This window comes from Streptomyces sp. NPDC005263 (assembly GCF_042872365.1).
Classification (GTDB): Bacteria; Actinomycetota; Actinomycetes; order Streptomycetales; family Streptomycetaceae; genus Streptomyces.
Map to the genome: position 1 here is coordinate 193,330 of NZ_JBIAKJ010000009.1, position 24,685 is coordinate 218,014.

The 24,685-nt window shown below is 71.6% G+C and carries 24 protein-coding genes; 14 read left to right on the forward strand and 10 right to left on the reverse strand.

Translation table 11 applies throughout. The annotated features are described in order from the left end of the window. Positions 1–190: 190 nt before the first annotated feature. The 4 genes from ACFYRY_RS33745 to ACFYRY_RS33760 all read right to left on the reverse strand — a co-directional run bounded on the left by ACFYRY_RS33745 (position 191) and on the right by ACFYRY_RS33760 (position 4,144). Complete coding sequence (locus ACFYRY_RS33745; RefSeq protein WP_389154385.1) at positions 191–1,273, reverse strand: acyl-CoA dehydrogenase family protein; 1,083 nt, start codon at positions 1,271–1,273, stop codon at positions 191–193. Next, entirely contained in the window at positions 1,270–2,451 is a 1,182-nt protein-coding gene (locus ACFYRY_RS33750; RefSeq protein WP_389154388.1) for an acyl-CoA dehydrogenase family protein, read from the reverse strand. The genes ACFYRY_RS33745 and ACFYRY_RS33750 overlap by 4 nt, the downstream gene beginning before the upstream one ends. Next, positions 2,448–3,425 (reverse strand): NADPH:quinone oxidoreductase family protein, encoded by a 978-nt coding sequence (locus ACFYRY_RS33755; protein ID WP_389154391.1) that lies wholly within the window; start codon positions 3,423–3,425, stop codon positions 2,448–2,450. Before ACFYRY_RS33755 ends, ACFYRY_RS33750 begins: the two co-directional genes overlap by 4 nt. A gap of 104 nt (positions 3,426–3,529) precedes the next feature. Further along, positions 3,530–4,144 carry a helix-turn-helix domain-containing protein gene (locus tag ACFYRY_RS33760; protein WP_389154393.1) on the reverse strand — a complete coding sequence of 205 codons (615 nt, stop codon included), beginning with the start codon at positions 4,142–4,144 and terminating at the stop codon, positions 3,530–3,532. A gap of 77 nt (positions 4,145–4,221) precedes the next feature. Here ACFYRY_RS33760 and ACFYRY_RS33765 point away from each other — a divergent pair, with 77 nt between their 5' ends. The 5 genes from ACFYRY_RS33765 (at position 4,222) to ACFYRY_RS33785 (ending at position 8,978) form a co-directional block, all read left to right on the forward strand. Then, positions 4,222–5,163 (forward strand): NAD(P)/FAD-dependent oxidoreductase, encoded by a 942-nt coding sequence (locus ACFYRY_RS33765; protein ID WP_389154396.1) that lies wholly within the window; start codon positions 4,222–4,224, stop codon positions 5,161–5,163. Between the two features lie 29 nt (positions 5,164–5,192). Further along, positions 5,193–6,731, forward strand: coding sequence for an ATP-dependent DNA ligase (locus ACFYRY_RS33770; protein WP_389154399.1), 1,539 nt, complete (start codon positions 5,193–5,195; stop codon positions 6,729–6,731). Then, positions 6,728–7,186: an NUDIX domain-containing protein gene (locus ACFYRY_RS33775; RefSeq protein ID WP_389154402.1), complete on the forward strand. Its 459-nt coding sequence runs from the start codon at positions 6,728–6,730 to the stop codon at positions 7,184–7,186. Before ACFYRY_RS33770 ends, ACFYRY_RS33775 begins: the two co-directional genes overlap by 4 nt. Before the next feature lie 144 nt (positions 7,187–7,330). Beyond that, complete coding sequence (locus ACFYRY_RS33780) at positions 7,331–8,716, forward strand: NADP-dependent succinic semialdehyde dehydrogenase (RefSeq protein ID WP_389154405.1); 1,386 nt, start codon at positions 7,331–7,333, stop codon at positions 8,714–8,716. Between the two features lie 25 nt (positions 8,717–8,741). Next, positions 8,742–8,978: a DUF6213 family protein gene (locus tag ACFYRY_RS33785; RefSeq protein ID WP_356770456.1), complete on the forward strand. Its 237-nt coding sequence runs from the start codon at positions 8,742–8,744 to the stop codon at positions 8,976–8,978. Between the two features lie 140 nt (positions 8,979–9,118). Here ACFYRY_RS33785 and ACFYRY_RS33790 read toward each other — a convergent pair whose 3' ends face one another. Continuing rightward, positions 9,119–10,345: an acyl-CoA dehydrogenase family protein gene (locus ACFYRY_RS33790; RefSeq protein WP_389154408.1), complete on the reverse strand. Its 1,227-nt coding sequence runs from the start codon at positions 10,343–10,345 to the stop codon at positions 9,119–9,121. A gap of 191 nt (positions 10,346–10,536) precedes the next feature. On the opposite strand from ACFYRY_RS33790, the gene ACFYRY_RS33795 reads away from it, so the two are divergent. After that, positions 10,537–11,196: a TetR family transcriptional regulator gene (locus ACFYRY_RS33795; RefSeq protein ID WP_389154411.1), complete on the forward strand. Its 660-nt coding sequence runs from the start codon at positions 10,537–10,539 to the stop codon at positions 11,194–11,196. Between the two features lie 55 nt (positions 11,197–11,251). On the opposite strand, the gene def is transcribed toward ACFYRY_RS33795, so the two are convergent. After that, positions 11,252–11,806: a peptide deformylase gene (gene def, locus ACFYRY_RS33800; protein WP_389154414.1), complete on the reverse strand. Its 555-nt coding sequence runs from the start codon at positions 11,804–11,806 to the stop codon at positions 11,252–11,254. 146 nt (positions 11,807–11,952) lie between these two features. Between def and ACFYRY_RS33805 the strand changes: the two genes are divergently transcribed. The 7 genes from ACFYRY_RS33805 (at position 11,953) to ACFYRY_RS33835 (ending at position 19,892) form a co-directional block, all read left to right on the forward strand. Beyond that, positions 11,953–13,191 (forward strand): MurT ligase domain-containing protein, encoded by a 1,239-nt coding sequence (locus tag ACFYRY_RS33805; protein ID WP_389154417.1) that lies wholly within the window; start codon positions 11,953–11,955, stop codon positions 13,189–13,191. 23 nt (positions 13,192–13,214) lie between these two features. After that, on the forward strand, positions 13,215–13,943 hold the full coding sequence (locus ACFYRY_RS33810; RefSeq protein ID WP_389154419.1) for a type 1 glutamine amidotransferase: 729 nt from the start codon (positions 13,215–13,217) through the stop codon (positions 13,941–13,943). A 289-nt stretch (positions 13,944–14,232) separates the two neighbouring features. Next, a complete protein-coding gene (locus ACFYRY_RS33815) occupies positions 14,233–15,258 on the forward strand; it encodes a 6-phosphofructokinase (RefSeq protein WP_389154422.1) in 1,026 nt (341 codons plus the stop codon). A 131-nt stretch (positions 15,259–15,389) separates the two neighbouring features. Then, on the forward strand, positions 15,390–16,340 hold the full coding sequence (locus tag ACFYRY_RS33820; RefSeq protein WP_389154425.1) for a cytochrome c oxidase assembly protein: 951 nt from the start codon (positions 15,390–15,392) through the stop codon (positions 16,338–16,340). Between the two features lie 177 nt (positions 16,341–16,517). Beyond that, a complete protein-coding gene (locus ACFYRY_RS33825) occupies positions 16,518–17,870 on the forward strand; it encodes a DUF6777 domain-containing protein (protein WP_389154888.1) in 1,353 nt (450 codons plus the stop codon). A gap of 17 nt (positions 17,871–17,887) precedes the next feature. Then, positions 17,888–19,708 carry a protein kinase gene (locus ACFYRY_RS33830; protein ID WP_389154427.1) on the forward strand — a complete coding sequence of 607 codons (1,821 nt, stop codon included), beginning with the start codon at positions 17,888–17,890 and terminating at the stop codon, positions 19,706–19,708. A gap of 13 nt (positions 19,709–19,721) precedes the next feature. Then, complete coding sequence (locus tag ACFYRY_RS33835; protein WP_356770440.1) at positions 19,722–19,892, forward strand: hypothetical protein; 171 nt, start codon at positions 19,722–19,724, stop codon at positions 19,890–19,892. A 3-nt stretch (positions 19,893–19,895) separates the two neighbouring features. On the opposite strand, the gene ACFYRY_RS33840 is transcribed toward ACFYRY_RS33835, so the two are convergent. From ACFYRY_RS33840 to ACFYRY_RS33855, 4 genes are read right to left on the reverse strand one after another with little or no spacing between them, the layout of a single operon-like run. Continuing rightward, positions 19,896–21,107: a sensor histidine kinase gene (locus ACFYRY_RS33840; protein WP_389154430.1), complete on the reverse strand. Its 1,212-nt coding sequence runs from the start codon at positions 21,105–21,107 to the stop codon at positions 19,896–19,898. Positions 21,108–21,135: 28 nt separating this feature from the next. After that, a complete protein-coding gene (locus tag ACFYRY_RS33845) occupies positions 21,136–22,848 on the reverse strand; it encodes a cation acetate symporter (protein ID WP_389154433.1) in 1,713 nt (570 codons plus the stop codon). An 11-nt stretch (positions 22,849–22,859) separates the two neighbouring features. Then, positions 22,860–23,219: a hypothetical protein gene (locus ACFYRY_RS33850; RefSeq protein ID WP_389154436.1), complete on the reverse strand. Its 360-nt coding sequence runs from the start codon at positions 23,217–23,219 to the stop codon at positions 22,860–22,862. Between the two features lie 2 nt (positions 23,220–23,221). Further along, positions 23,222–23,971, reverse strand: coding sequence for a LytR/AlgR family response regulator transcription factor (locus ACFYRY_RS33855; RefSeq protein ID WP_389154438.1), 750 nt, complete (start codon positions 23,969–23,971; stop codon positions 23,222–23,224). Between the two features lie 101 nt (positions 23,972–24,072). Here ACFYRY_RS33855 and ACFYRY_RS33860 point away from each other — a divergent pair, with 101 nt between their 5' ends. Then, positions 24,073–24,588 (forward strand): Lrp/AsnC family transcriptional regulator, encoded by a 516-nt coding sequence (locus ACFYRY_RS33860; RefSeq protein WP_389154441.1) that lies wholly within the window; start codon positions 24,073–24,075, stop codon positions 24,586–24,588. Positions 24,589–24,685 lie beyond the last annotated feature (97 nt).

Genomic DNA, 24,685 nt, shown 5'->3' on the forward strand with positions numbered 1-24,685 from the left:
GGGTTCCCTGTCCCCCGGTCGAGCGAATGCGGGACTGGGGGTGAGTATGCGATCCGTACGACCCCGAGGTGCAGAGCCGGAACAGGAGTTGGCCGGACTGCCGCTGTCCGTTCATCTCATCCGCGCAGGGCACACGGAAAAGCCCGCCCGCTGGAGATTCGCCGGGCGGGCGGGCTTTGCCTCGTGAACGTCAGGGTGCCTGGAGGTCGACCAGTTCGGCCAGGGTCGCGCGGTGGGCGCCCGCGGTGCCGTAGGCGATCGAGTCGGCCTTGGCCCGCTTCAGATTCAGATGGATCGGGTGTTCCCAGGTCATACCGATGCCGGCGTGCAGTTGCAGGGCCTCCTCGGCGGCGCGGACCGCGACGGGGGCCGCGTAGGCCTGCGCGACGGCGACCGCCACGTCGACGTCCTCGCCGGTCGCGAGCGCGTCCGCCGCGCCCCGGGCCGCCGCCCGCAGGTTGACGACCTCCAGCCAGAGCTGGGCGAGCCGGTGCTTGAGCGCCTGGAATCCGCCGACGGGTCGGTTGAACTGCTTGCGTTCCTTGAGGTAGCGGACCGTCTCGGTCAACGACCACTCCGCCAGGCCGAGTTGCTCGGAGGCCAGCAGCCCGGCCGCGGTGCGCAGCGCGCGCCGTACGGCGGGCCCGGCGTCACCGATCCGGCGGGCGGACGCACCGTCCAGGGTGACGGTGGCGAGCGGCCGGGTCAGGTCCAGCGGCACCTGCGGGGTGACGGTCACGGCGTCCGCGTCGACGGCGTACAGCCCGCCGTCCTCGGCCGGGACGAGCAGCACATCGGCGACAGCCGCGTCCGCGATCCCGGTCAGCTCCCCGTGCAGGGTGCCGTTCTCCAGCCGTACGGACGTGAAGGCCGCGTCCGGTGCCGTGTGCAGCGCGACGGCGAGGGCGGCGATCGTCCGGCCCGACGCCAGCAGGGCGAGCAGGTCGTCGGCCGCGCACTCCAGCAGCGCCTCGGTGGCGACGACGGCACTGGTCAGGTAGGGCACGGGCGCCACGGCCCGCCCCAACTCCTCCAGGACGACGGCGACTTCGCGGTGGGTCGCGCCCTGGCCGCCGTGCGCCTCGGGCACCAGCAGCCCGGCGAGGCCCATGCCCTCGGTGAGGGCCTTCCATGTCTCGCGGTCGTGGGGCGTGGCCGACTCGGTCCGCGCGATCACGCCCGCCGGGTCGCAGTGGTCGGTGAGCAGGTCGCGGACGGCGGCGCGCAGCGCCTCTTCCTCCTCCGAGTACAGCAGGTCCGGCTCGGTGCTCATCGGGCGAGGTCCTTCCAGGCGACGTCCTTGTCGGTGCGCGGTTCGCTGGGCAGGCCCAGGACGCGCTCGGCGACGATGTTCAGCAGGACCTCGCTGGTCCCGCCCTCGATGCTGTTGCCCTTGGAGCGGAGGTAGCGGTAGCCGGCGTCGCGGCCGGTGAAGTCGACCAGCTCCGGTCGGCGCATGGTCCAGTCGTCGTACAACAGGCCCTCCTCACCGAGGAGTTCGACCTCGAGGCCGCTGATCTCCTGGTTGAGGCGGGCGAACGCCAGCTTCATGCCGGCGCCCTCCGGGCCGGGCTGGCCGACGGCCATCTGCTGGCGCAGGCGTTCGCCGGTGAGACGGGCGACCTCGGCCTCCACCCACAGCTTCAGCAGGCGCTGGTGCAGGTCGTGGGTGCGCAGGTCGGGGCGTTCCCGCCAGGTCCGGGAGACCGGGCCGATCATGCCGCCCTCGCGGGGCAGCCGCATGCCGCCGATGGCGACGCGTTCGTTGTTCAGTGTGGTCTGGGCGACCCGCCAGCCGTCACCGACCTCACCGAGGCGCCGGGAGTCGGGGATGCGGACGTCGGTGAGGAAGACCTCGTTGAACTCGGCCTCGCCGGTGATCTGGCGCAGCGGCCGGACCTCGACCCCGGGGTCGGTCATGTCGCAGATGAAGTACGTGATGCCCCGGTGCTTGGGCACGTCCGGGTCGGTGCGCGCGATGAGGATGGCCCAGCGGGCGAGGTGCGCGCTGGACGTCCACACCTTCTGCCCGTTGACGACCCACTCTCCCCCACTCTCACGGACGGCCCGGGTACGCAGGGCGGCCAGGTCGGACCCGGCGCCGGGCTCGCTGAAGAGCTGGCACCAGACCTCCTCGCCCACCCACAGCGGCCGCAGCAGCTGCTTCTGCTCGTCGGTGCCGTACTTGAGGATCGTCGGCGCGGCCATCCCGAGGCCGATGCCGATGCGCCGTGGGTCGTTGTCGGGGGCTCCGGCGGCGGCCAGCTCCGCGTCCACGACGGCCTGGAGGGAGCGCGGGGCTCCGAGGCCGCCGAGGCCCTCGGGGTAGTGCACCCAGGCGAGTCCGGCGTCGAACCGGGCCTTGAGGAAGTCGAGCCGGTCGGTGTCGGCGGGCGGATGGGCGGCCAGCAACTCCGCTGTGCGGCGCCTGAGTTCGGCTGCGTCGGTCATGCCGCCGTTCCTTCCGTCAGGGCGGGGACGACCACGACCCGTCCGGTCGTCACACCGTCCCCGACCCGCTGCACAGCGGCCGCGGCACCGCTGAGCGGCACCCGCTCGCTGACCAGCGGCTTGATCGCGCCCCGGGCGGCCAGGTCGGTGAGCTGCTCGTGGCAGTGCTGGACCAGCTTCGGGTTCTTGGTGCCGTACAGGCCCCAGTGCAGGCCGAGGATCGTGTAGTTCTTCACCAGGGCGTGGTTGAGCGACGGGCTGGGGATGGTGCCGCTCGCGAAGCCGACGACGACGATCCGGCCCTCGAAGGCGGCGACCTTGGTCGACTGGGTGAAGGCGTCGCCGCCGACGGGGTCGTAGATCACGTCGGCGCCCCGGCCGCCGGTGGCCTCCTTCACGGCGGCGATGACGTCCTCGCCGCGCCGGTCGATCACCACGTCACAGCCCAGCTGCCGGGCGACGGAGACCTTGTCGGCGCCGCCGACGACTCCGATCACCGTCGCTCCGGCAGCCTTGCCGAGCTGCACGGCCGCACTGCCGACCCCTCCTGCGGCAGCGTGGACGAGCAGCGTCTCGCCGGCTTCCAGCCCGGCCCTGCGGTGCAGGCCGAACCAGCCGGTCTGGTACCCGATGTGCAGGGCGGCCGCCTCGGCGTCGTCCAGCGCTTCGGGGGCGGGCAGGACAGCGGCGGCGTCCGCGACGGCGTACTCCGCGAAACCGCCGTACGGCAGGGCCGGGTTGGCGACGACCCGGCGCCCGTCCTCCGTCTCGCCGCAGATCTCCACGCCGGGCGTGAACGGCAGCGGCGGCCTGACCTGGTAGTGACCCCGGGCCATCAGCACGTCCGGGAAGTTGATGTTCGCGGCGCGCACCTTCAGCAGGACCTGGCCGTCACCGGGCGTGGGCCGCGCCACGTCCGCCAGGCGCATCACCTCGCCCGGCTCGCCGTTCTCGTGCACTTGCCATGCCTGCATGCGGGGCCTCCACAGGACTGCTTCGTCTGACCGGGGTCCCTCGCATACTAAGCGGTCGCTTGCTGATCAGGGAACACTTCCCGCCCGTCGGCTTCGGTGGTACGTCAGTGGTCCTCGTCGCCCTCGCGGGCCGTCCTTTTCGACCGCTTCGGCCGCGCCCGCACGTGCATCCGCTCCCCCTGCGGCCCGAAGAGGCTGAGGAACTCCGCCGGCCCCTCCCCCGTCGACCCGAACCAGTGCGGCACCCGGGTGTCGAACTCCACGGCCTCCCCGGCCGTCAGGACCGCGTCGTGCCCGCCGAGCACGAGCCGGAGCCGTCCGGACAGCACGTAGAGCCACTCGTAACCCTCGTGGGTCCGCGGCTCCGGTTCCTCGTTCCCCTGCGGAACCAGCACCTTGAAGGCCTGGAGTCCGCCGGGCTGGCGGGTGAGCGGCCAGTAGGTGCGCCCGTGCCGGGAGATCGGCGCGGTCCGCACCCGCGGGTCGCGCACCGAGGGGGTGCCCACCAGTTCGTCGAGCGCCACCTCGTGCGCCCGCGCGATCGGCAGCAGCAACTCCAGGCTGGGCCTGCGCAGACCCGATTCCAGCCGGGAGAGCGTGCTCACCGAGATACCGGTCGCCCCGGACAGCCCGGCCAGCGTCGCGCCGCGCTCCTTGCGGATCCGACGCAGTCGCGGGCCGACCTCCGCGAGCACCTCGTCCATACCGTCGTCACTCATGCCGACCATTGCAGTTTCGGCAAACCAGTTTGTCAATGTGGCAGGGACGAGCGACGGTCGGAGTGGAGGTGGTCACCATGACCGAGAAGGACAACGACACCTACGAGGTGGTCGTCGTCGGAGGCGGCGCGGCTGGACTGTCCGCCGCGCTGATCCTGGGAAGAGCGCGGCGCCGGACGCTGGTCGTCGACGCGGGCGAGCCGCGCAACGCGCCCGCCGCGCACATGCAGGGCTATCTGACCCGGGACGGTATGTCACCCGCCGCCTTCCTGGCGAAGGGCCGCGAGGAGATCGCGCGCTACGGGGTGGAGCTGGTCCGGGACCGGGCCCTCGACGTGACCCGGGACGGGGACTTCGCCGTGGCTCTGGCGGGCGGCCGGACGGTGCGCGCCCGGCGCCTGGTGATCGCCACCGGCCTCAGGGACGAACTGCCGGACGTCACCGGCCTCGCCGCACGCTTCGGGCGGGATGTGCTGCACTGCCCGTACTGCCACGGCTGGGAGGTGCGGGACCAGGCCTTCGGCGTCCTCGCGACGACCCCGATGAGTGTGCACCAGGCGCTGATGGTCTCCCAGTGGTCCAAGGACGTGACGTTCTTCCTCCACCGGCTCGCCGAGGAGGAGCTGTCCGACGAGGACCTGCGCAGGCTGGCCGCGGCCGGGGTCGCGGTGGTGCCCGGCGAGGTCTTTGAACTGGTCCTGGCCGATGACCGGCTCACCGGGGTCCGGCTCGCCGGGGGCGCGGTCCACGGGTGCGAGGCGCTGTTCGTGGCACCCCGGGCCGTCCCGCGGACCGGTCTGCTCCGGCGGCTGGGGGCAGAGCTGCGGGAGACCCCGTTCGGCGCGTATCCCGTGGTCGACGAGACAGGGCTGACGACCGTGTCCGGCGTCTGGTCGGCGGGCAACGTGATGGGCTTCGCGGAACAGGTCGTCAACGCGGCGGCCGGCGGTTACCGGGCGGCCGCGACCATCAACGGGGACCTGCTGATGGCGGACCTCGACGCGGCCGTCGGGGTGTAGACCGCCGGTCCGCGGTGCACCATGGCTGCATGCTGCTGACCCGGCTGGCCCAGGTGTCCCAGGAGGTGGCCGCCACCTCGGCGCGCTCCCGGAAGATCGCGCTCCTCGCCGAGCTGTTCCGGGAGGCCGAGGCGGAGGACGTGCCGATCGTCATCCCCTACCTCGCCGGCCGGCTGCCCCAGGGGCGGCTCGGCGTCGGCTGGAAGGTGCTGAGCCGGCCCGTCGCCCCGGCCGCCGAGCCGAGCCTGACCGTGCGCGACACGCACGACCTGCTGAGCGCGCTCGGCGAGGTCTCGGGCGCCGGATCGCAGGCCGAGCGGACCCGCCTGGTCGGCGAGCTGATGGGCGCGGCCACCGAGCACGAGCAGCGGTTCCTGCTCGGACTGATCAGCGGCGAGGTACGGCAGGGCGCGCTGGACGCCGTCGCGATCGAGGGCCTCGCCCAGGCCACCCGGGCGCCGGCGGCGGACGTACGGCGGGCCGTGATGCTCGCGGGCTCGCTGCAGACGGTGGCCGAGGCCCTGCTCTCGGACGGTCCCGGAGCCCTCGACCGCTTCCGGCTCACCGTCGGCCGCCCTGTCCTGCCGATGCTGGCGCACAGCGCCTCCTCGGTGTCCGAGGCGGTCGACAAGCTCGGCGCGTGCGCGGTGGAGGAGAAGCTGGACGGCATCCGCGTCCAGGTGCACCGGGACGGCGACTCCGTACGGCTGTACACCCGCACCCTCGACGACATCACCGACCGGCTGCCCGAACTGACCTCGGCGGCACTGGAGTTGCGGGGCGAGAGGTTCATCCTGGACGGCGAGGTGATCGCCTTCGACGCCGCCGGACGCCCCCGCTCCTTCCAGGAGACCGCCGGGCGGGTCGGCTCCCGGGTGGACGTGACCACAGCCGCCCGGGCGGTCCCCGTCTCCCCCGTCTTCTTCGACGTGCTGTCCGTCGACGACCGTGACCTGCTGGACCTGCCGTTCGCCGAGCGGCACGCGGAGCTGGCCCGGCTGGTGCCGGAACCGATGCGGGTACGGCGGACCCTGGTGTCCGGCCCGCGGGGGGTGGGGGCGGCCGAGGAGTTCCTCGCCGAGACCCTGAAGCGCGGCCACGAGGGCGTGGTCGCCAAATCCCTCGACGCCTCCTACAGCGCGGGCCGGCGGGGTGCCTCCTGGCTGAAGGTCAAGCCCGTGCACACGCTCGACCTGGTGGTCCTGGCCGCCGAGTGGGGCCACGGTCGCCGCACCGGGAAGCTGTCCAACCTGCACCTGGGGGCTCGCACCGCGGACGGTTCGTTCGCGATGCTCGGCAAGACCTTCAAGGGCATGACCGACGCGATGCTGGCCTGGCAGACCGAACGGCTCCAGGAACTGGCCGTGGACAGCGACGGGTACGTGGTGAGCGTACGTCCTGAGCTCGTCGTCGAGATCGCCTACGACGGTCTGCAGAGGTCCACCCGCTACCCGGCCGGCGTCACCCTCCGCTTCGCCCGCGTGGTCCGCTACCGCGAGGACAAACGCCCCGAGGACGCCGACACGGTCGAGATGCTCCTCGCCGCCCATCCCGAGGTGAGGCCGTGAAACGCAGCGCGGGCCTGCTGTTGTTCCGGCACACCGATCACGGGCTGGAGGTGTTGCTCGGGCATATGGGCGGCCCCTTCTTCGCGCGGCGCGAGGCCGGGGCCTGGACGGTGCCCAAGGGCGAGTACGAACCCGACGAGCCCGCCTTCGACGCGGCCCGGCGCGAGTTCCAGGAGGAGCTGGGGCTGGCACCGCCCGACGGCGAGGCGGTGCCGCTGGGCGAGGTCCGGCAGACCAACGGCAAGATCGTCACGGCGTGGGCGGTGGCGGCGGACCTCGACCCGGCGACGATCACGCCGGGCACGTTCCGCATGGAGTGGCCGCCGAAGTCCGGACAGACCCAGGAGTTCCCCGAACTGGACCGGGTGGCGTGGTTCGGCCTCGACGCCGCCCGCGCGGTGATCGTGAAGGCACAGGCCGCGTTTCTCGACCGGCTGACGGAGCACTCGGTCTAGGAGGGCGCTGAAGATCTTGTCCGGGCCCCCGGCTCACTGATCCGGCCAAGATCTACAGCACCCTCCTAGGCAGACGCACCCGCGTTGCGGCCCGCACCGCCGCGCGGGAAGGTCGGAGACACAGCCGTCCCAGGGAGGCCAGCCATGCCCATCGCAACCGTCAACCCGGCGAACGGCGAGACGTTCAAGACGTATGAAGCCATGGGCGAGGAGGAGATCGAGCGCAGGCTCCAGCTCGCGGAGGCCACGTTCCGCACGTACCGGACGACGAGCTTCGCCGAGCGCGCCCGCCTGCTGCACCGGGCCGCCGATCTCCTCGACGAGGACCAGCGGGACATCGCCCGTGTGATGACGACGGAGATGGGCAAGCCGGTCAAGCAGGCCCGCGCCGAGGCCGCGAAGTGTGCCAGGGCGATGCGCTGGTACGCCGACCACGCCGAGGAACTGCTCGCCGACGAGGAACCCGCCGCCGCCGACGTGAAGGACTCCGGCGCCTCCCGCGCCCTGGTCCGCTACCGGCCGCTGGGCCCGGTGCTCGCGGTGATGCCGTGGAACTTCCCGCTGTGGCAGGTGGTCCGCTTCGCGGCTCCGGCCCTGATGGCGGGCAACGTGGGCCTGCTCAAGCACGCCTCCAACGTCCCGCAGACCGCGCTGTACCTGGAGGACCTCTTCCACCGCGCGGGCTTCACCGAGGGCACCTTCCAGACCCTGCTGATCGGATCCGGCGCGGTCGACGAGATCCTGCGGGACGACCGGGTCAAGGCAGCCACCCTCACCGGCAGCGAGCCCGCGGGCCGGGCGGTCGCGTCCACCGCCGGCGAGATGATCAAGAAGACGGTGCTGGAGCTGGGCGGCAGCGACCCCTACGTCGTGATGCCCTCCGCCGACATCGACCGGGCCGCCCAGGTGGCGGTGACCGCGCGGGTGCAGAACAACGGGCAGTCCTGTATCGCCGCCAAGCGGTTCATCGTCCACACGGACGTCTACGACGCGTTCGCCGAGCGGTTCGTCGCGGGCATGGAGGCGCTGAAGGTCGGCGATCCGCTGGAGGAGGACACCGAGATCGGGCCCCTGTCCAGCGAGCAGGGGCGGGCCGACCTGGAGGAACTCGTCGACGACGCGAGGCGCGGCGGCGCGAGCGTGCTGTGCGGGGGCGAACGGCCCGACGGGGACGGCTGGTACTACCCGCCGACCGTCCTGGCCGGCATCACCCGCGAGATGCGCATCCACCGGGAGGAGGCCTTCGGGCCGGTCGCCACGCTGTACCGCGCGGCCGACCTGGACGGGGCGGTACTCATCGCCAACGACTCGCCTTTCGGCCTGAGTTCGAATGTGTGGACGCGGGACGAGACGGACGTCGACCGGTTCGTACGGGACCTGGAGGCAGGCGGGGTGTACGTGAACGGGATGACCGCGTCGCACCCGGCGTTCCCGTTCGGCGGAGTCAAGAGGTCCGGGTACGGACGTGAGCTGTCCGGGCACGGAATCCGGGAGTTCTGCAACATCACCACGGTATGGCACGGAGCGTGACGCTTCCGCGGCTACGATCCCCTTTGTGAACCGCGAAGTGACTCTGCCTCTGATCGTCGACGACCGCGGGACCTTGCAGGTGGCTGCCGCCGAAGTCAGCAAGTTGTTGCGGACGGTGGGTGGTCGCTGGCTGCACCTCGTCGAGGCCGGGGAGGACGGGCTCGACGAGGACACGGTGGCGGCCCTGACGATCGAGCTCGCGAAGCTCGCCGACCGGATCGACGTGGCGTGCATCGCGCACAGCAGCGGGACCACGCCGTAGGCGGCACCCCTCGCACCGGTGGGATTCGCGGTGACGGGGGCGGGTGTGGGGCCGTGCCGCAGCACGGCTGAGCCGTGCGCGTGGGCGCACCGGCCGCGGACGGCCGTCGGACCGCGACGGACCCACACCCCTGACGGGCGCTACCGGATCGGCATCCCCGACAGGGTCCGGGCGATCACCAGCCGCTGGATCTCGCTCGTCCCCTCGAAAATGGTGTAGATCGCCGCGTCCCGGTGCATCCGCTCCACCGGGTACTCCCGCGTGTAGCCGTTCCCGCCCAGGATCTGGACCGCCTGTGCCGTCACCTTCTTCGCCGTCTCGCTCGCGAACAGCTTCGACATCGATCCCTCGGCGGCCGTGAACTGCTTGCCGTTGACCGCCATCCAGGACGCCCGCCACACCAGCAGACGGGCCGCGTCGATGGAGGTGCGCATGTCCGCGAGCTGGAAGGCCACCCCCTGGTTGTCGATGATGGGCCGGCCGAACTGCTCACGCGTCCTGGCGTAGTCGAGGGCCTCCTCGTACGCGGCACGGGCGGTACCGACGGCCATCGCGCCAACGGCCGGACGGGAGGCCTCGAAGGTGGCCATCGCCGCGTTCTTCACTCGCTCGCCACCGGTCCTCGCCCGCTCCCGGGCCCGAGCCAGCCGCTCGTCCAGCTTCTCCTTGCCGCCGAGCAGGCAGGAGCCGGGGACGCGCACGTTGTCGAGGACGACCTCGGCGGTGTGCGAGGCACGGATCCCGTGCTTCTTGAACTTCTGGCCCTGCGCGAGACCCGGCGTGCCCGGCGGGACGATGAAGGAGGCGTGGCCCTTGGAGCCCAGGTCCGCGTCGACGACCGCGACGACGACATGAACGTTGGCGATACCGCCGTTGGTCGCCCAGGTCTTCGTGCCGTTGAGCACCCACTCGTCCGTGGCCTCGTCGTACACGGCGCGGGTACGCATCGAGGAGACGTCCGAGCCGGCGTCGGGCTCGGAGGAGCAGAACGCGGCGACCTTGACATCGTTGGCATCGCCGTACATCTGCGGGATCCAGGTGCCGATCTGCTCCTCGGTGCCGTTGGCGAGGACGCCCACGGCGGCGAGGCCGGTGCCGACGATGGACAGGGCGATGCCCGCGTCGCCCCAGAACAGTTCCTCCATGGCCATCGGGATGCCGAGGCCGGTGGGGTCGAAGTACTGCTGGGCGTAGAAGTCGAGGGAGTAGATCCCGACCTTGGCGGCCTCCTGGATCACCGGCCAGGGAGTCTCCTCACGCTCGTCCCATTCGGCTGCCGCGGGGCGGATGACGTCGGCCGCGAAGCCGTGCAGCCAGTCCCTGACCTCCTTCTGCTCGTCATTGAGCTCCATGGTGAACTCGGCCATGTCCCCTCCAGCGGCGAAGCACGTGCGTGTTACTTAAGGTAACACCGAGTCTGTTACTCGCGGGTAGGAAAAGTCAACTCTTGATCGGCAAAGTCAAGTCCTGGTGACCGCCCGACCGCCCGTTCGATGTGCGGTGCATCCTTGGTGTTAGTTTGCGCAGGCGTTACCTAAACCACGGGTGGGGAGAGCACATGGACACCACGCAGCGGACCGATCAGCAACGGTCCGCCGACCGCCGCCGACGCGAGCTACTGGAGGCCGCGGACCGAGTGGTGCTGCGCGACGGACCTCAGGCCTCGATGAACGCGATCGCTGCGGAAGCAGGCATCACGAAGCCGATTCTCTACCGCCACTTCGGCGACAAGGGCGGACTTTACGCCGCGTTGGCCAAGCGGCACACCGACGCCCTGCTCAATTCGCTGCGGGCGGCGCTCGACGCTCCCGCGGAGCGGCGGGAACGGGTCGAGGCCACCTTGGACACGTATCTCGCGGCGATCGAGGCCCGGCCCCAGGTGTACCGGTTCCTGATGCACCCGGCGGACGGCGGCCATGCCGACGGGGGGCAGGCCGGGGACCCGGCGTTCGATGTCGGCAAGCACTCCATCCCGCTGTTGCGGCGAATGGGCGAGGAGTTGGCCCAGGTCATCGAGGACCGGCTGGATCTCGGGCCCGGGGGGCAGCAGTTGGCCCGGGTGTGGGGCCACGGGATCGTCGGGATGATGCACGCGGCCGGTGACTGGTGGTTGCAGGAACGACCGTGCTCACGGGCCGAGTTGGTGCGGAGCCTGGCGGATCTGCTGTGGGGGCGGCTGGCCGCGGCGGCGGACAAGATCGGCAGTCCGGGGTTCTGACGGTCGTGGGACGACCGCGGGTTGTGGGTGGCCGGTCGCGCGGTTCCCCGCGCCCCTATGTGGGATCAGTCTCCCTGCTCCAAGAGGCTCGTCTTGCTTGTCGCATCAGCCTGCTGCGACGCCAGCCCGCCAAGCGGTCCGCGTAGACCCTGCCGTCCAGGTGGTCGTGTTCGTGCTGCAGGCATCGGGCGAAGAAGCCCGTCCCGTGCACGGTGACCGGCTCCCCCGTCACCGTGAAGCCCTCGACCACCGCGTGGTCGTAGCGTTCGGTTCCGGCTTCCAGACCCGGCAGGGACAGGCAGCCCTCGGGGCCCCGCAGCACCACCCCGTCCGCGTCCACCAGGCGCGGATTCACCACGTGGCCCAGGTGACGGACCTCCTCGTCGTCCGGGCAGTCGTAGACGAACACCCGCAGCGGCTCGCCGATCTGGTTGGCGGCGAGGCCCACGCCCTGGGCCGCGTACATCGTCGCGAACAAGTCCTCGACGAGACGCCCCAGTTCGGGGCCGAAGTCGGTGACCTCCTCGCAGGGGGCGTGCAGTGCCGGGTCGCCGAGCAGGGCGAGGGGCCTCACACGCCCTCGGGAGCCCGGGATGGAGCCGTTTCGCATGGCGGCAAGGGTACGGTCCTCTGTGTCACGCGAAGGTCGTACGGGCGCCGCGATTCGGGAGTGCGAATGGATCTCGATAGGCTGAGGTCCACACCACGTTGCCGGAGGCAGGAGCGCGGCGCGTACGCAAGGAGGATCGAGAACTGATGGCAGGCAACTCGGACCCGCTTTCGCCGCGGGCCAAGATCGCCGTGACCGCGGGCAAGGCGGTCGCGGCGGCGTCGCGCGCCGCCGGACGCGGCAGCGGTTCCGTGATCGGCGGCCGGGTGGCGCTCAAACTCGACCCCGACCTGCTCGCCCGGCTCGCCCAGCACCTGGACGTCGTGCTGGTGTCGGCGACCAACGGCAAGACCACGACGACCCGGCTGATCGCCGAGGCACTGCGGGCGGCCGGCCCGGTCGTCTCCAACGCGCTCGGCGCCAACATGCCGGCCGGCATCACCTCGGCGCTGGCGGGCAGCTCGGACGCCCGCTACGGCGTCATCGAGGTCGACGAGAAGTACCTGGCCGGTGTCGCCAAGGACACCGACCCGAAGTGCATCGCGCTGCTCAACCTCTCCCGCGACCAGCTCGACCGCGCCGCCGAGACCCGGATGCTCGCCGAGAACTGGCGGGAGGGCCTGGCCGGTTCCAAGGCCGTGATCGTGGCCAACGCGGACGACCCGCTGGTCGTGTGGGCCGCGTCCTCCTCCCCCAATGTGATCTGGGTCGCCGCCGGACAGATGTGGAAGGACGACGCCTGGTCCTGCCCGTCCTGCGGTGGCGTGATGCAGCGGCCGGGCGACGACTGGTTCTGCGGCGAGTGCGGATTCCGGCGGCCGACGCCCAGCTGGGCCCTGTCCGGGGACCACGTCCTCGATCCGCACGGGTCCGCCTGGCCGATCCACCTCCAGCTGCCGGGCCGCGCCAACAAGGCCAACGCCGCCTCCTCGGCGGCCGTCGCCGCCGTCTTCGGGGTGCCGCCGCAGGTCGCGCTGGAGCGCATGTACCAGGTGCAGGCGGTGGCCGGACGGTACGACGTGGTCCAGTTCATGGAGCGCGACCTGCGTCTGCTGCTCGCGAAGAACCCGGCCGGCTGGCTGGAGACGTTCAGCCTGATCGACCCGCCGCCGACCCCGGTGATCCTCTCGGTGAACGCGCGCGGCGCCGACGGCACCGACACCTCCTGGCTGTGGGACGTCGACTACACGCGCCTGACCGGCCACCCCATCTGCGTGATCGGGGACCGGAAGCTGGACCTCGCGGTGCGTCTGGAGGTGGCCAACCAGCACTTCCAGGTGTGCGAGAACCTCGACCAGGCGGTGCAGATGAGCCCGCCGGGCCGCATCGAGGTCATCGCCAACTACACCGCCTTCCAGGACCTGCGCCGCCGGGTCGGCAACTGAGCACCGGACTTCAGGGGACTTTTGTGAGCGACAACCAACTGCGGGTCGTCTGGATCTATCCCGACCTGCTCAGCACCTACGGCGACCAGGGCAACGTCCTCGTGGTGGAGCGCCGGGCCCGGCAGCGCCGCCTCGACGTGGCCCGTCTGGACGTGCGCAGCGACCAGCCGATCCCGACCTCAGGCGACATCTACCTGATCGGCGGCGGCGAGGACCGCCCGCAGCGGCTCGCCGCCGAGCGGCTGCGCCGGGACGGCGGTCTGCAGCGGGCGGTGGAGAACGGGGCCATCGTGTTCTCGGTGTGCGCCGGCTACCAGATCCTCGGCCACGAGTTCATCAACGACCTCGGTCAGCGCGAGCCCGGCCTCGGTCTGCTCGACGTGGTGTCGGTGCGCGGCGAGGGCGACCGGTGTGTGGGTGACGTCCTCGGGGACATCGACTCGCGCCTGGGGCTGCCCCCGCTGACCGGCTTCGAGAACCACCAGGGCGTCACGCACCTCGGCCCCACGGCCCGCCCGCTGGCCCAGGTCCGCTTCGGCAACGGCAACGGCACCGGCGACGGCACCGAGGGCGCGTACAACGACACGGTCTTCGGCACGTACATGCACGGCCCGGTGCTGGCGCGCAATCCGCTCATCGCCGACCTGCTGCTGAAGCTGGCGCTCGACGTGAACGCGCTGCCGCCGACCGACGAGCGGTGGTACGAGGCGCTGCGCAACGAGCGCATCACTGCCGCGCAGCAGCCCGCGTGAGAACGGCACGGCGGCCCGCGTGAGCTTCGGGCCGGTTTCGCCACGGGCGCGTACGAGGGAGACCTCGGGCGCGCCCGTCGTGCGTTCCAGGGGAACTCCAGGCGGCCGCTGGTACCTTCCGGCATCGTCGTCGTCGAGCCCGCCTGACGCGTCATCCGCTCACTTGTGCGGCTGCGTCCATCAGGCGGACGCCTGCTACGGAGCCACCCCCAGACGCCGATAAGGTGGCCGGAATCCAGCCGGACGACGTGGTCCGGACCCGGCCCACGTGGAGAAGGTATTTCGGGCTATGCGCATTGGTGTCCTGACGTCCGGCGGCGACTGCCCCGGACTGAACGCGGTCATCCGGTCCGTCGTGCACCGTGCCGTCGCCGACCACGGCGACGAGGTCATCGGTTTCCGGGACGGCTGGAAGGGCCTCCTGGAGTGCGACTACCTCAAACTCGACCTCGACGCGGTGAGCGGCATCCTCGCTCGCGGCGGCACGATCCTCGGCTCCTCCCGGGTCCAGCCCTCGCATCTGCGGGACGGTGTGGAGCGGGCCCGGGGCCATCTCGAGGAGCTCGGCCTCGACGCGGTCATCCCGATCGGCGGCGAGGGCACGCTCAAGGCGGCCCGGCTGATGTCGGACGGCGGTCTGCCCATCGTGGGCGTGCCGAAGACGATCGACAACGACATCGCGGTCACCGACGTCACCTTCGGCTTCGACACGGCCGTGGGCGTCGCGACGGACGCCCTCGACCGGCTCAAGACCACCGCCGAGTCCCACCAGCGTGTCCTGGTCGTCGAGGTCATGGGCCGGCACACCGGCTGGATAGCGCTGCAGTCCGGTATGGCGGCCGGCGCCCACGCCATCGTCGTACCGGAACGGCCCTTCGACATCGAGGAGTTGGCCCGCAGGGTCGGCGAGCGGTTCGAGGCGGGCAAGCGGTTCGCGATCGTCGTCGCGGCGGAGGGCGCCAAGCCGGCGCCGGGCACCATGCCCTTCGACGAGGGCGGCAAGGACATCTACGGGCACGAGCGGTTCGCGGGGATCGCGCGGCAGCTGTCGATCGAGCTGGAGCAGCGGCTGGGCAAGGAGGCGCGACCGGTGATCCTCGGGCATGTGCAGCGGGGTGGCACGCCCACCGCGTACGACCGGGTGCTGGCGACCCGCTTCGGGTGGCACGCGGTGGAGGCGGTGCACCGGGGGGAGTTCGGGAAGATGACGGCCCTGCAGGGGACGGACATCGTGATGGTGCCGCTGGCGGAGGCCGTGGAGACGTTGAAGACGGTCCCGGCGGAGCGGTACGCGGAGGCGGAGTGCGTGTTGTGACGTGCCGATGACAGCTCGGTGCGTGCGGTCGAGCCGGTTGTCCCGCCCCCGGTCACATCAGTGGCCGGGGGCGGTTCTAGTCTTGGGGCGGACCGAAACCGTACAACCCCCACGAATCAGGAGCCGGCGGAATGGATCACAGCGGGCACGGCATGACCATGGATCTGCCGCCGTTCACGCTGGGGCGGGGTCTTCAGTGGTCGGCTGACCCGTTCTTCCTGGTGGCCTGCCTGGTGGGCCTCGCCCTGTACGGGTGGGGGGTCGTGCGGCTGCGGCGGCGTGGGGACGCCTGGCCGGTCGGACGGACGGTCGCGTACGTGGCGGGTGTCCTGACCATCGCGTTCGTGATGTGCACCCGGCTGAACGACTACGGCATGGTCATGTTCAGCGTGCACATGGTGCAGCACATGGTGATCAGCATGCTGTCGCCGATCCTGATCCTGCTCGGCGCCCCGATCACACTGGCCCTGCGCGCGCTGCCGCCGGCGGGGCGCGGCCGCAAGGGTCCGCGGGAACTGCTGCTGATGTTCCTGCACAGCCGCTACATGCGGATCATCACGCACCCCGCGTTCACCATCCCGCTGTTCATCGCGAGCCTCTACGCGCTGTACTTCACCCCGATCTTCGACTTCCTGATGGGGTCCAGGACCGGGCACATCGCGATGATGGTGCACTTCCTCGCCGTCGGCGTGGTCTTCTTCTGGCCGATCATGGGAGTGGATCCGGGCCCGAACCGCCCCGGCTATCTGATGCGGATGCTGGAGCTGTTCGCGGGCATGCCCTTCCACGCCTTCTTCGGCATCGCGCTCATGATGGCGTCCACGCCGATGGTCAAGACGTTCGAGAACCCGCCGGCCTCGCTCGGTATCGACGCGCTGTCGGACCAGAACGCGGCCGGTGGAATCGCGTGGGCGTTCAGTGAGATTCCGTCCGTACTCGTGCTGATCGCACTGCTGTTCCAGTGGTACGGGTCCGAGCAGCGGCAGGCCAAGCGCCAGGACCGGGCCGCCGACCGGGACGGCGACAAGGAACTCGAGGCGTACAACGCCTATTTGGCCTCATTGAACTCACGCGGGCGTTGAAGGGCCACTCTTTCAGTAGCATGAGGCGCGACGGGGGAACCGCCAGGGGGAGCGGTGATGACATTTCGCGCGTTCATGCACAGGCCCACGAAAAGGATTGCGTGTCCACGCGTTCTCCTTCTCGTTTTCGTTCTTGTTCTTTTTCTGAGCGGATGTGGCAGAGACACGTCCTTGTCGGTGGTGAAGGCGGTCGCCGCGGGAGTGCCCTCCCTGGCGCCGTTCTTCGATGAGGACAGCGGGCTCGGCCAGGACGCCCAGGTCAGGTCGCTTCCCGCACACGGCGGGTTGCAGCAGGGCGACACACCCGGACTGTACGGGGGCTCGAAACAGCCGACGGTCTGTGATGTCGAACGGCTCGAACAGTTCCTCACGGATCCCGCGAACGAACAAAAGTCGCGGGTGTGGGCACGGGTGTTGGGGATCCCCAGGGAGGAGATCCCGGATTATCTGGAACGACTCACACCCGTTCTGTTGCGTCACGACACTCTCGTGAAGAACCACGACTACAAAGAGGGAAAGGCCGTCCCCTACGACTCCCTGCTTCAGGCGGGAATCTCGATTCTCGTCGATCAGCGGGGGCTTCCCGCGGTGAAGTGCTCGTGCGGAAATCCACTGCGGCCTTTCCAGGGCGACACGAGCCGGATCTCCGTCAGGTTCGAGGACGGCAACAGGAAATGGCGGGGGTACGAGCCTTCGTCGGTGGTGGCGGTACGGCCGGCCTCCCGGACGCTGGACCGGGTCGCCCTCGTCGACGTCCACACGCCGACGCGGGGCATCAACCGGCCGGTCGGCACGACGGGCGAGGACGACTCCGCCTTCGACACCCGGGAGCGACGCGCGGTGCCGGACCTCGCCGGGACGACGTTCGGGCAGGCGAGCCGCCGGCTGGCCGACACGGGGCTGGCGGCCGGCTACGACGGGCGGGGGCTGCCGCGGGACACCGCCAGGGTCACGGCCACCGATCCGCCCGCGGGGACCGAGCTGCGGTTCGGGGAGTATGTGACGCTGAGCGTGGCCGGGGGCGGGTCCGGAGGCGGGCGGGGGGACCCGGCCGAGGAACCCTCCGTCGGCGGGTCGGAGGGCACGTCCGGTGGCCTGCCCGGTGGCCTGCCCAGGGTGCCGCCCGGTGTCCCGCCCGGTGGGACGACCACTCCCCCGTCCAGCGGCGAGCCGCAGACTCCCTCTCCCGGCACTCCCGGCACTCCCGGCACGTCCGGAACCTCTGGTCCACCCGGTGCCTCACTCGGGCCGCCGTCTCCGCCGTCCGCCCCGCCGCCCGGATCCGGGCCACCGTCGTCGGACCCGCCTCCCGCGCCGGCTTCCGAGCCCGCGGCCTCGCCCCGGTCGGGTGCGCCACCCGCGTCCGTTCCTCCGGTCCCTTCGCCGCCCGAGCTGACGAGCGGGCCCCCGCCCGGCGCCCCGCCCCCGTCCAGCACCCCGGTGACCACCAGCGCTCCGCCCCCGACAAGCGCCACCGGCGAACCGGCGGGCGGCGAGCCGACCTCGACGCGTTCACCTGGCACCTCGTAGAACCCGGGAGTCACCGGATGTCCCAAGGATCATCGACGTCGGGAGTGGGCCGGGTCATCGCCGGCCGCTATGTGCTGCTGAACCGGCTGGGCAGTGGTGGCATGGGCCATGTGTGGCTCGCCCACGACCAGAGACTCGCCTGCGAGGTCGCGCTCAAGGAGATCGTGTTCCGTGACCCGGCCGAAGCGGATCACGAACGGGAGACGCGGGTCGCGCGGGCTCGCGCCGAGGCCCGGTACGCGGCCGGGCTGCGCGGCCATCCGCATGTGGTGACCGTGCACGACGTGCTGGAGCACGACGGGCTGCCGTGGATCGTCATGGAGTTCGTGGCGGGCGCCGTCGATCTGCGCGACCTGGTCGCGACACAGGGGCCGCTCGCCCCCGCCGAGTGCGCCCGGATCGGCCTGGCCGTGCTCGACGCGCTGACCGCAGGACACGAACAGGGCGTACTGCACCGGGACGTGAAACCGGCGAACATCCTGCTGGCGCCGGATCGCTCCGGAGCCCCGTACGGACGAGTCCTGCTCATGGACTACGGCATCTCCGTGCGGCCGGACACCGATGAGACGCGGTACACGCTGGCGTCCGTGCTCGTGGGCACGGCCGGCTATCTGGCGCCCGAGCGGGCCACGGGCGAGGCGCCCACCCCGGCCGCCGACCTGTTCTCGCTGGGGTGCACGCTCTACCACGCCGTGGAGGGCGAGGGGCCGTTCGAACGCGGGTCGCATCTCGCGGAGATCACCGCGGTGGTCATGGAGGAGCCCCGGCCGGCCGTGCGGGCCGGGGCGCTGGCGCCGGTGCTGCGGGCCCTGCTCGCCAAGGACCCGGACCAGCGGCTGACGGCGCCGGAGACCGAGGCGGCGCTGTCGCGGATCGTCACCCCGCAGGCGGAGGCGTACGCCCGCACCCGGACCGACCTGGGGTCGCAGCCACCGTGGGCGGGGCCGCCCGCACCGCCGACAGATCCGCGGCAAGCTGTTCCCCGGCCCGCGGCGCCTCGGCGGCGGCGTGAGCGCTCGCACCTCCGGCGGGCCGCGGTCGCCTGCGCTCTGGGGCTGGCGCTCGCGCTGGGCGGTGTCTGGTACGCCCTGGCCGACCGAGCGGGTGGCGGCCTGGACACCGGGACCGGACCGCCGTACGGCGAGGCCGTCGGGCTGACCGGGCCGCTGCGGGAGGGCGACTGTGTCCTCACACAGTGGGCGGGCGCCCGGTTCCAGGGCGTGCCCCGGCTGACCGTGGACACCACCTGCGGGAGCACCGCGGCCCCGGACGGACAGGTGCTGGCCCTCGTACCGGCGGCGTCGGCGGACGAGGCGCGGCGGCTGGGGCCGGCCCGGTGTGAGGAGCGGACGCGGGAGATCCGGGACAAGCTGGCCGATGTGCGCGCTCTCGCCGTCGTGCCGTCGCCGGACGGTTTCCGGACCGCCGGACGGCGCAGCGCCTGTCTGGTGCTGGGCGCGCACGGGCCCGTGTACGGGCCGTTGGGCGGCCACCGCGGGCCCGGTTCGGCCTTCGCGGACACGGCGACCATGCAGAAGCGGGACTGTCTGGACGTCCGGTCCAACCGGGACGCCCGGCTGGCGCCCTGCGGCGGACCGCACGACGAGCAGGTGCTCGGGTTCACCCGGCTCGGCGCCGAGGTCACGCTCGCCGAGGCGCGCACCGAGTCGGACCTGGCGTGCGGGCGGGAGGTCCCGCCCGGCGACTACGGATTCGACCCTTCTGTCTACACGGCGGGCTCCTGGACCAGCCAGGGGCCCTGGAAGCGTGGCACACATTTCGTCGTCTGCACCGTTCGGAGGCAGAACGGGGGCACCATGGAGGGAGACGAACCATGAGGAGGGTGTTGCGATGCCCGGTTCCCCGGACGGCTCGATCAGAACGATGGGGGTGCTCACCGTGGGCGGACTCGTCGCGGTGACCGCCTACACGGTGGCTCTCGGCAGTAACGGCTGGCTGTGGTTCGGCTGGGTCGTGCTGGGCCTGATCACCCTCGGGATGGTGGCCACGCGCAGCACCTGACCGTCAGCCGCCACTGAGGCGGCTCGCGGAGTGCACCCCCGGCTGGTATTTCGGCAGCCGGGCGGTGATCTTCATGCCCGCTCCCACGGCGGTCTCGATGACCAGGCCGTAGGCGTCGCCGTAGACCTGGCGGAGCCGGTCGTCCACGTTGGACAGGCCGATGCCGCCGGACGGGCTGATCTCACCCGCGAGGATGCGGCGCAGCAGGGCGGGGTCCATTCCGGCGCCGTCGTCCTCGATGACGACCAGGGCCTCGGCGCCGGAGTCCTGTGCGGTGATGGTGATGTGGCTCTTGCCGGACGCGGCCTTCCCCTCCAGGCCGTGCTTGACGGCGTTCTCGACGAGGGGTTGCAGGCACAGGAACGGCAGGGCGACCGGCAGCACCTCGGGGGCGATCTGCAGGGTCACCGAGAGGCGGTCGCCGAAGCGGGCCCGGACGAGCGCCAAGTAGTGGTCGATGGCGTGCAGTTCGTCGGCCAGGGTGGTGAAGTCGCCGTGTCTGCGGAACGAGTAGCGGGTGAAGTCGGCGAACTCCAGGAGCAGTTCGCGGGCCCGCTCGGGGTCGGTGCGGACGAACGAGGCGATCACCGCGAGCGAGTTGAAGATGAAGTGCGGGGATATCTGGGCGCGCAGCGCCTTGATCTCGGCCTCGATGAGGCGGGTGCGGGACTGGTCGAGGTCGGCGAGTTCCAGCTGTACGGAGACCCAGCGCGCGACCTCTCCGGCGGCCCTGACCAGGACGGCGGACTCGCGGGGTGCGCAGGCGACCAGGGCGCCGTGGACCCGGTCGTCGACGGTGAGGGGGGCGACGACCGCCCAGCGCACCGGGCAGTCGGGGGCGTCGCACCTGAGCCGGAACGCCTCCCCGCGGCCGGTCTCCAAGGGGCCCGCCAGACGCTCCATGATCTCGGAGCGGTGGTGGCCGCCCACGCCGTCCCAGACCAGGACCTGCCGCTGGTCGGTCAGGCACAGCGCGTCCGTGCCGAGCAGGGTGCGCAGCCGTCGGGCCGACTTGCGGGCGGTCTCCTCGGTCAGGCCGGCCCGCAGCGGGGGTGCGGCGAGGGAGGCGGTGTGCAGGGTCTCGAAGGTGGCGTGTTCGACGGGGGTGCCGAGGCCGCCGAGGTTCTGGGGGCGCGCGGTGCGCCGGCCGAGCCAGAAACCGGCGGCCAGCAGGGGCAGGATCGCCACGCACAGCCCGGCGAGGAATCCGCTCATGGTGTCGCCGCCGCCCGGTGAGGCACGCTCATGCCTTGACCTCCGCCCGCAGTTCCTCCGGCAGATGGAAACGCGCCAGGATCGCCGCCGTCCCCGCCGGTACCCGTCCCGCAGTCGCCAGGGACACCAGCACCATGGTGAGGAAGCCCAGCGGCACCGACCAGAGCGCCGGCCAGGCGAGCAGGGAGTGCAGCGGGCCGGTGCCCGGGAAGCCCGCCATGGTCGCGGCCACGGCCACGAACGCGGAGCCGCCGCCGACCAGCATCCCGGTGGCCGCGCCGGGCGGGGTCAGCCTGCGCCACCAGATGCCGAGGACGAGCAGCGGGCAGAACGACGACGCCGACACGGCGAAGGCCAGGCCCACCGCGTCCGCGACGGGCAGTCCGCCGGCCAGGACACTCGCGGCGAGCGGCACCGCCATGGCGAGGGCCGTGCCGAGCCGGAAGTGCCGTACGCCGCGCGCGGGCAGGACGTCCTGGGTGAGGACGCCGGCGACGGCCATGGTCAGCCCGGAGGCCGTGGACAGGAACGCGGCGAAGGCACCGCCCGCCACCAGCGCGCCGAGGAGGTCTCCGCCGACGCCGCCGATCATGCGGTCGGGCAGCAGCAGGACGGCGGCGTCCGTGTTGCCGGTGAGGGTGAGTTCGGGGGTGTAGAGCCTGCCGAGGGCGCCGTAGACCGGTGGCAGCAGGTAGAAGACGCCGATCAGCGCGAGCACGGCCACCGTGGTGCGCCGGGCGGCGACGCCGTGCGGGCTGGTGTAGAAGCGGACGACGACGTGCGGCAGGCCCATGGTGCCGAGGAAGGTGGCGAGGATCAGTCCGTACGTGGCGTACAGCGGGCGTTCCTCACGGCTCGCGGCCAGCGAGGTCGACATGCCGCCGTTGGTGCCGCGGTCGGCGGCCGGGACGGTGGCGCCCTTGGCGAAGGTGAGCCGGGTGCCCTGCTCGATGCGGTGGGTGCCGGCCGGGAGACGGAGGCGCTGCCCCTCGTGCGGGCGGCCGTCGACCGTGCCGGTGACGGTGACGGTCAGGGGCCCGTCGAGCTTGAGGTCGAGGCTGTCGTCGACCCGGACGACGCGCTGCTCGCGGAGGGTCACCGGTTCCTCGAAGGCGTGCCGGGGTGCTCCGTCGCCCTGCCAGGCGAGGAACAGGAAGAGGGCGGGGACCAGCAGGGCGGTGAGCTTGAGCCAGTACTGGAAGGCCTGCACGAAGGTGATGCTGCGCATGCCGCCGGCGGCGACGGTGGCCACCACCACGACCGCGACGATCACTCCGCCGAGCCACTCGGGCGCCCCCGTCAGCACGGTCAACGTCAGCCCGGCGCCCTGGAGTTGCGGCAGCAGGTACAGCCAGCCGACCCCGACGACGAAGGCGCCCGCCAGTCGCCGTACGGCCTGGGAGGCGAGCCTGGCCTCGGCGAAGTCGGGCAGCGTGTAGGCGCCGGAGCGGCGCAGCGGGGCGGCGACGAACAGGAGCAGGACCAGATAGCCGGCGGTGTAGCCGACGGGGTACCAGAGCATGTCGGGGCCCTGGACCAGGACCAGTCCGGCGATGCCGAGGAAGGAGGCGGCGGAGAGGTACTCGCCGCTGATGGCGGTCGCGTTCAGGCGGGGGCCGACGGTGCGGGAGGCCACGTAGAAGTCGGAGGTGGTGCGGGAGATGCGCAGGCCGAAGGCGCCGACGAGGACGGTCGCTACGACGACGAGGGCGACGGCGGGGACGGCGTAGTTCGAGTTCATCCGCGGTCTGTTCAGCGGTCTTCGACGAGGCGCACGAAGTCCCGCTCGTTGCGTTCGGCGCGCCGCACGTACCAGCGGGCGAGCAGCACCAGGGGGGCGTAGAGGCCGAAGCCGAGGACGGCCCATTCCAGGCGGCGGGCGTCCGGCATCGCCGCGAAGAGCAGCGGCAGCGGGCCCACCAGCAGGCCGAGGACGGCGAACACGGTGAGTGCGGCGCGTAGTTGACTGCGCATCAGGGAGCGGACGTAGGTGTGGCCGAGGGTGGTCTGTTCGTCGATCTCGGTGCGCGGCCGGTAGTAGCCGAGGACGCGGCGTTCCCGTCGGGGCGGGCCGGTGACGACGACCCGGCGTTCGGTGGGGTGCTGGGGCACCGTCAGGGCCTCCTCATCAACAGGTCCCGCAGCTCACGGGTGTGGCGGCGGCTGACCTGGAGTTCTTCCGCGCCGACCAGGACACTCACCGTACCCGCGTCCAGGCGGAGTTCGCCGATGTGGCGCAGTGCGACCAGGTGGCGGCGGTGGATGCGGACGAAGCCGCGGGAGCGCCAGCGTTCCTCCAGGGTGGACAGCGGGATCCGTACGAGGTGGCTGCCCCTGTCGGTGTGCAGCCGGGCGTAGTCGCCCTGCGCCTCGACATGCGTGATGTCGTCGACGGCGACGAAGCGGGTCACGCCGCCGAGCTCCACGGGTATGTGGTCCGGGTCGGGTTCGTGCACGGGGATGCGGGGGCTCAGGTCGCTGCGCTCGGCGGCCCGGCGGACGGCCTCCGCGAGGCGTTCCTTGCGGACGGGTTTGAGGACGTAGTCGACGGCCTTGAGGTCGAAGGCCTGGACGGCGAAGTCCTCGTGCGCGGTGACGAACACCACGAGCGGCGGTTCGGCGAACCCGGTCAGCAGGCGGGCCAGGTCCAGCCCGTCGAGGCCGGGCATGTTGATGTCGAGGAAGACCACGTCGATCGCCTCCGGCCCGTGCGGCCCGGACTCCAGGGCTCTGTTGATCCGGCGCAGCGCCTCGGTCGCGTCACCGGCGCCCTCCGCACTGCCGATGCGGGGGTCGGCGTTCAGGAGGTAGAGCAGTTCCTCCAGTGAGGGGTGTTCGTCGTCGACAGCCAGGGCGCGCAGCATGAAGGTGGAGTGTAGGAGCAATTCGTACGACTGGACATGTGCCTGCGTGGGGAGGTGCGCGCCGGAGGGGGTGCCCCGGGGGCACTGGATACAGTGCCCGCATGAACAGCAGGCCCACACCGTTCGACGAGCTCGACCGGAAGATCCTGACCGCGCTGATGGCGAACGCCAGGACCAGTTTCGCCGAGATCGGCGCGGTGGTCGGACTGTCCGCGACGGCGGTGAAGCGGCGGGTGGACCGGCTGCGTGAGACGGGTGTGATCACCGGGTTCACGGCGACGGTACGGCCGTCGGCGCTGGGCTGGCTCACGGAGGCCTACGTCGAGGTGTACTGCGAGGGCGCGGCCCCGCCCCGGCGGCTCGCGGAGATGGTCCGCCACCATCCGGAGATCACCGCGGCGATGACGGTGACGGGCGGGGCGGACGCGCTGCTGCATGTGCGGGCGCGGGACGTGGACCACTTCGAGGAGGTGCTGGAGCGGATCCGGACGGAGCCGTTCATCCGGAAGACGATCAGTGTGATGGTGCTGTCCCACCTGCTCCCGGAGAGCCCGGAGGCGGGTGCCAGCCAGCCCGCGCCGGAGGAAAACCCGGGCTACGCAACAGACGTGCGCTGAACCGGCTAAAGACGCAGCAATCCTGCGCAAGCGCGCACTTCTTGTTTCTTGTCGGGTGTATGCACCTCTTTCTACCTTGGTGTCAACCCTCAGTCGA

Bases quoted from the DNA above. Each gene is read 5' to 3' on its own strand.
- ACFYRY_RS33750 (WP_389154388.1), bottom strand. From the start codon at position 2,451: ATGACCGACGCAGCCGAACTCAGGCGCCGCACAGCGGAGTTGCTGGCC.
- ACFYRY_RS33820 (WP_389154425.1), top strand. From the start codon at position 15,390: ATGGATCACAGCGGGCACGGCATGACCATGGATCTGCCGCCGTTCACG.
- ACFYRY_RS33840 (WP_389154430.1), bottom strand. From the start codon at position 21,107: ATGAGCGGATTCCTCGCCGGGCTGTGCGTGGCGATCCTGCCCCTGCTG.
- ACFYRY_RS33830 (WP_389154427.1), top strand. From the start codon at position 17,888: ATGTCCCAAGGATCATCGACGTCGGGAGTGGGCCGGGTCATCGCCGGC.
- ACFYRY_RS33780 (WP_389154405.1), top strand. From the start codon at position 7,331: ATGCCCATCGCAACCGTCAACCCGGCGAACGGCGAGACGTTCAAGACG.
- ACFYRY_RS33815 (WP_389154422.1), top strand. From the start codon at position 14,233: ATGCGCATTGGTGTCCTGACGTCCGGCGGCGACTGCCCCGGACTGAAC.
- ACFYRY_RS33835 (WP_356770440.1), top strand. From the start codon at position 19,722: ATGCCCGGTTCCCCGGACGGCTCGATCAGAACGATGGGGGTGCTCACC.
- ACFYRY_RS33845 (WP_389154433.1), bottom strand. From the start codon at position 22,848: ATGAACTCGAACTACGCCGTCCCCGCCGTCGCCCTCGTCGTCGTAGCG.
- ACFYRY_RS33755 (WP_389154391.1), bottom strand. From the start codon at position 3,425: ATGCAGGCATGGCAAGTGCACGAGAACGGCGAGCCGGGCGAGGTGATG.
- ACFYRY_RS33855 (WP_389154438.1), bottom strand. From the start codon at position 23,971: ATGCTGCGCGCCCTGGCTGTCGACGACGAACACCCCTCACTGGAGGAA.
- ACFYRY_RS33760 (WP_389154393.1), bottom strand. From the start codon at position 4,144: ATGAGTGACGACGGTATGGACGAGGTGCTCGCGGAGGTCGGCCCGCGA.
- ACFYRY_RS33765 (WP_389154396.1), top strand. From the start codon at position 4,222: ATGACCGAGAAGGACAACGACACCTACGAGGTGGTCGTCGTCGGAGGC.
- ACFYRY_RS33805 (WP_389154417.1), top strand. From the start codon at position 11,953: ATGGCAGGCAACTCGGACCCGCTTTCGCCGCGGGCCAAGATCGCCGTG.
- def (WP_389154414.1), bottom strand. From the start codon at position 11,806: ATGCGAAACGGCTCCATCCCGGGCTCCCGAGGGCGTGTGAGGCCCCTC.
- ACFYRY_RS33795 (WP_389154411.1), top strand. From the start codon at position 10,537: ATGGACACCACGCAGCGGACCGATCAGCAACGGTCCGCCGACCGCCGC.
- ACFYRY_RS33745 (WP_389154385.1), bottom strand. From the start codon at position 1,273: ATGAGCACCGAGCCGGACCTGCTGTACTCGGAGGAGGAAGAGGCGCTG.
- ACFYRY_RS33790 (WP_389154408.1), bottom strand. From the start codon at position 10,345: ATGGCCGAGTTCACCATGGAGCTCAATGACGAGCAGAAGGAGGTCAGG.
- ACFYRY_RS33860 (WP_389154441.1), top strand. From the start codon at position 24,073: ATGAACAGCAGGCCCACACCGTTCGACGAGCTCGACCGGAAGATCCTG.
- ACFYRY_RS33770 (WP_389154399.1), top strand. From the start codon at position 5,193: ATGCTGCTGACCCGGCTGGCCCAGGTGTCCCAGGAGGTGGCCGCCACC.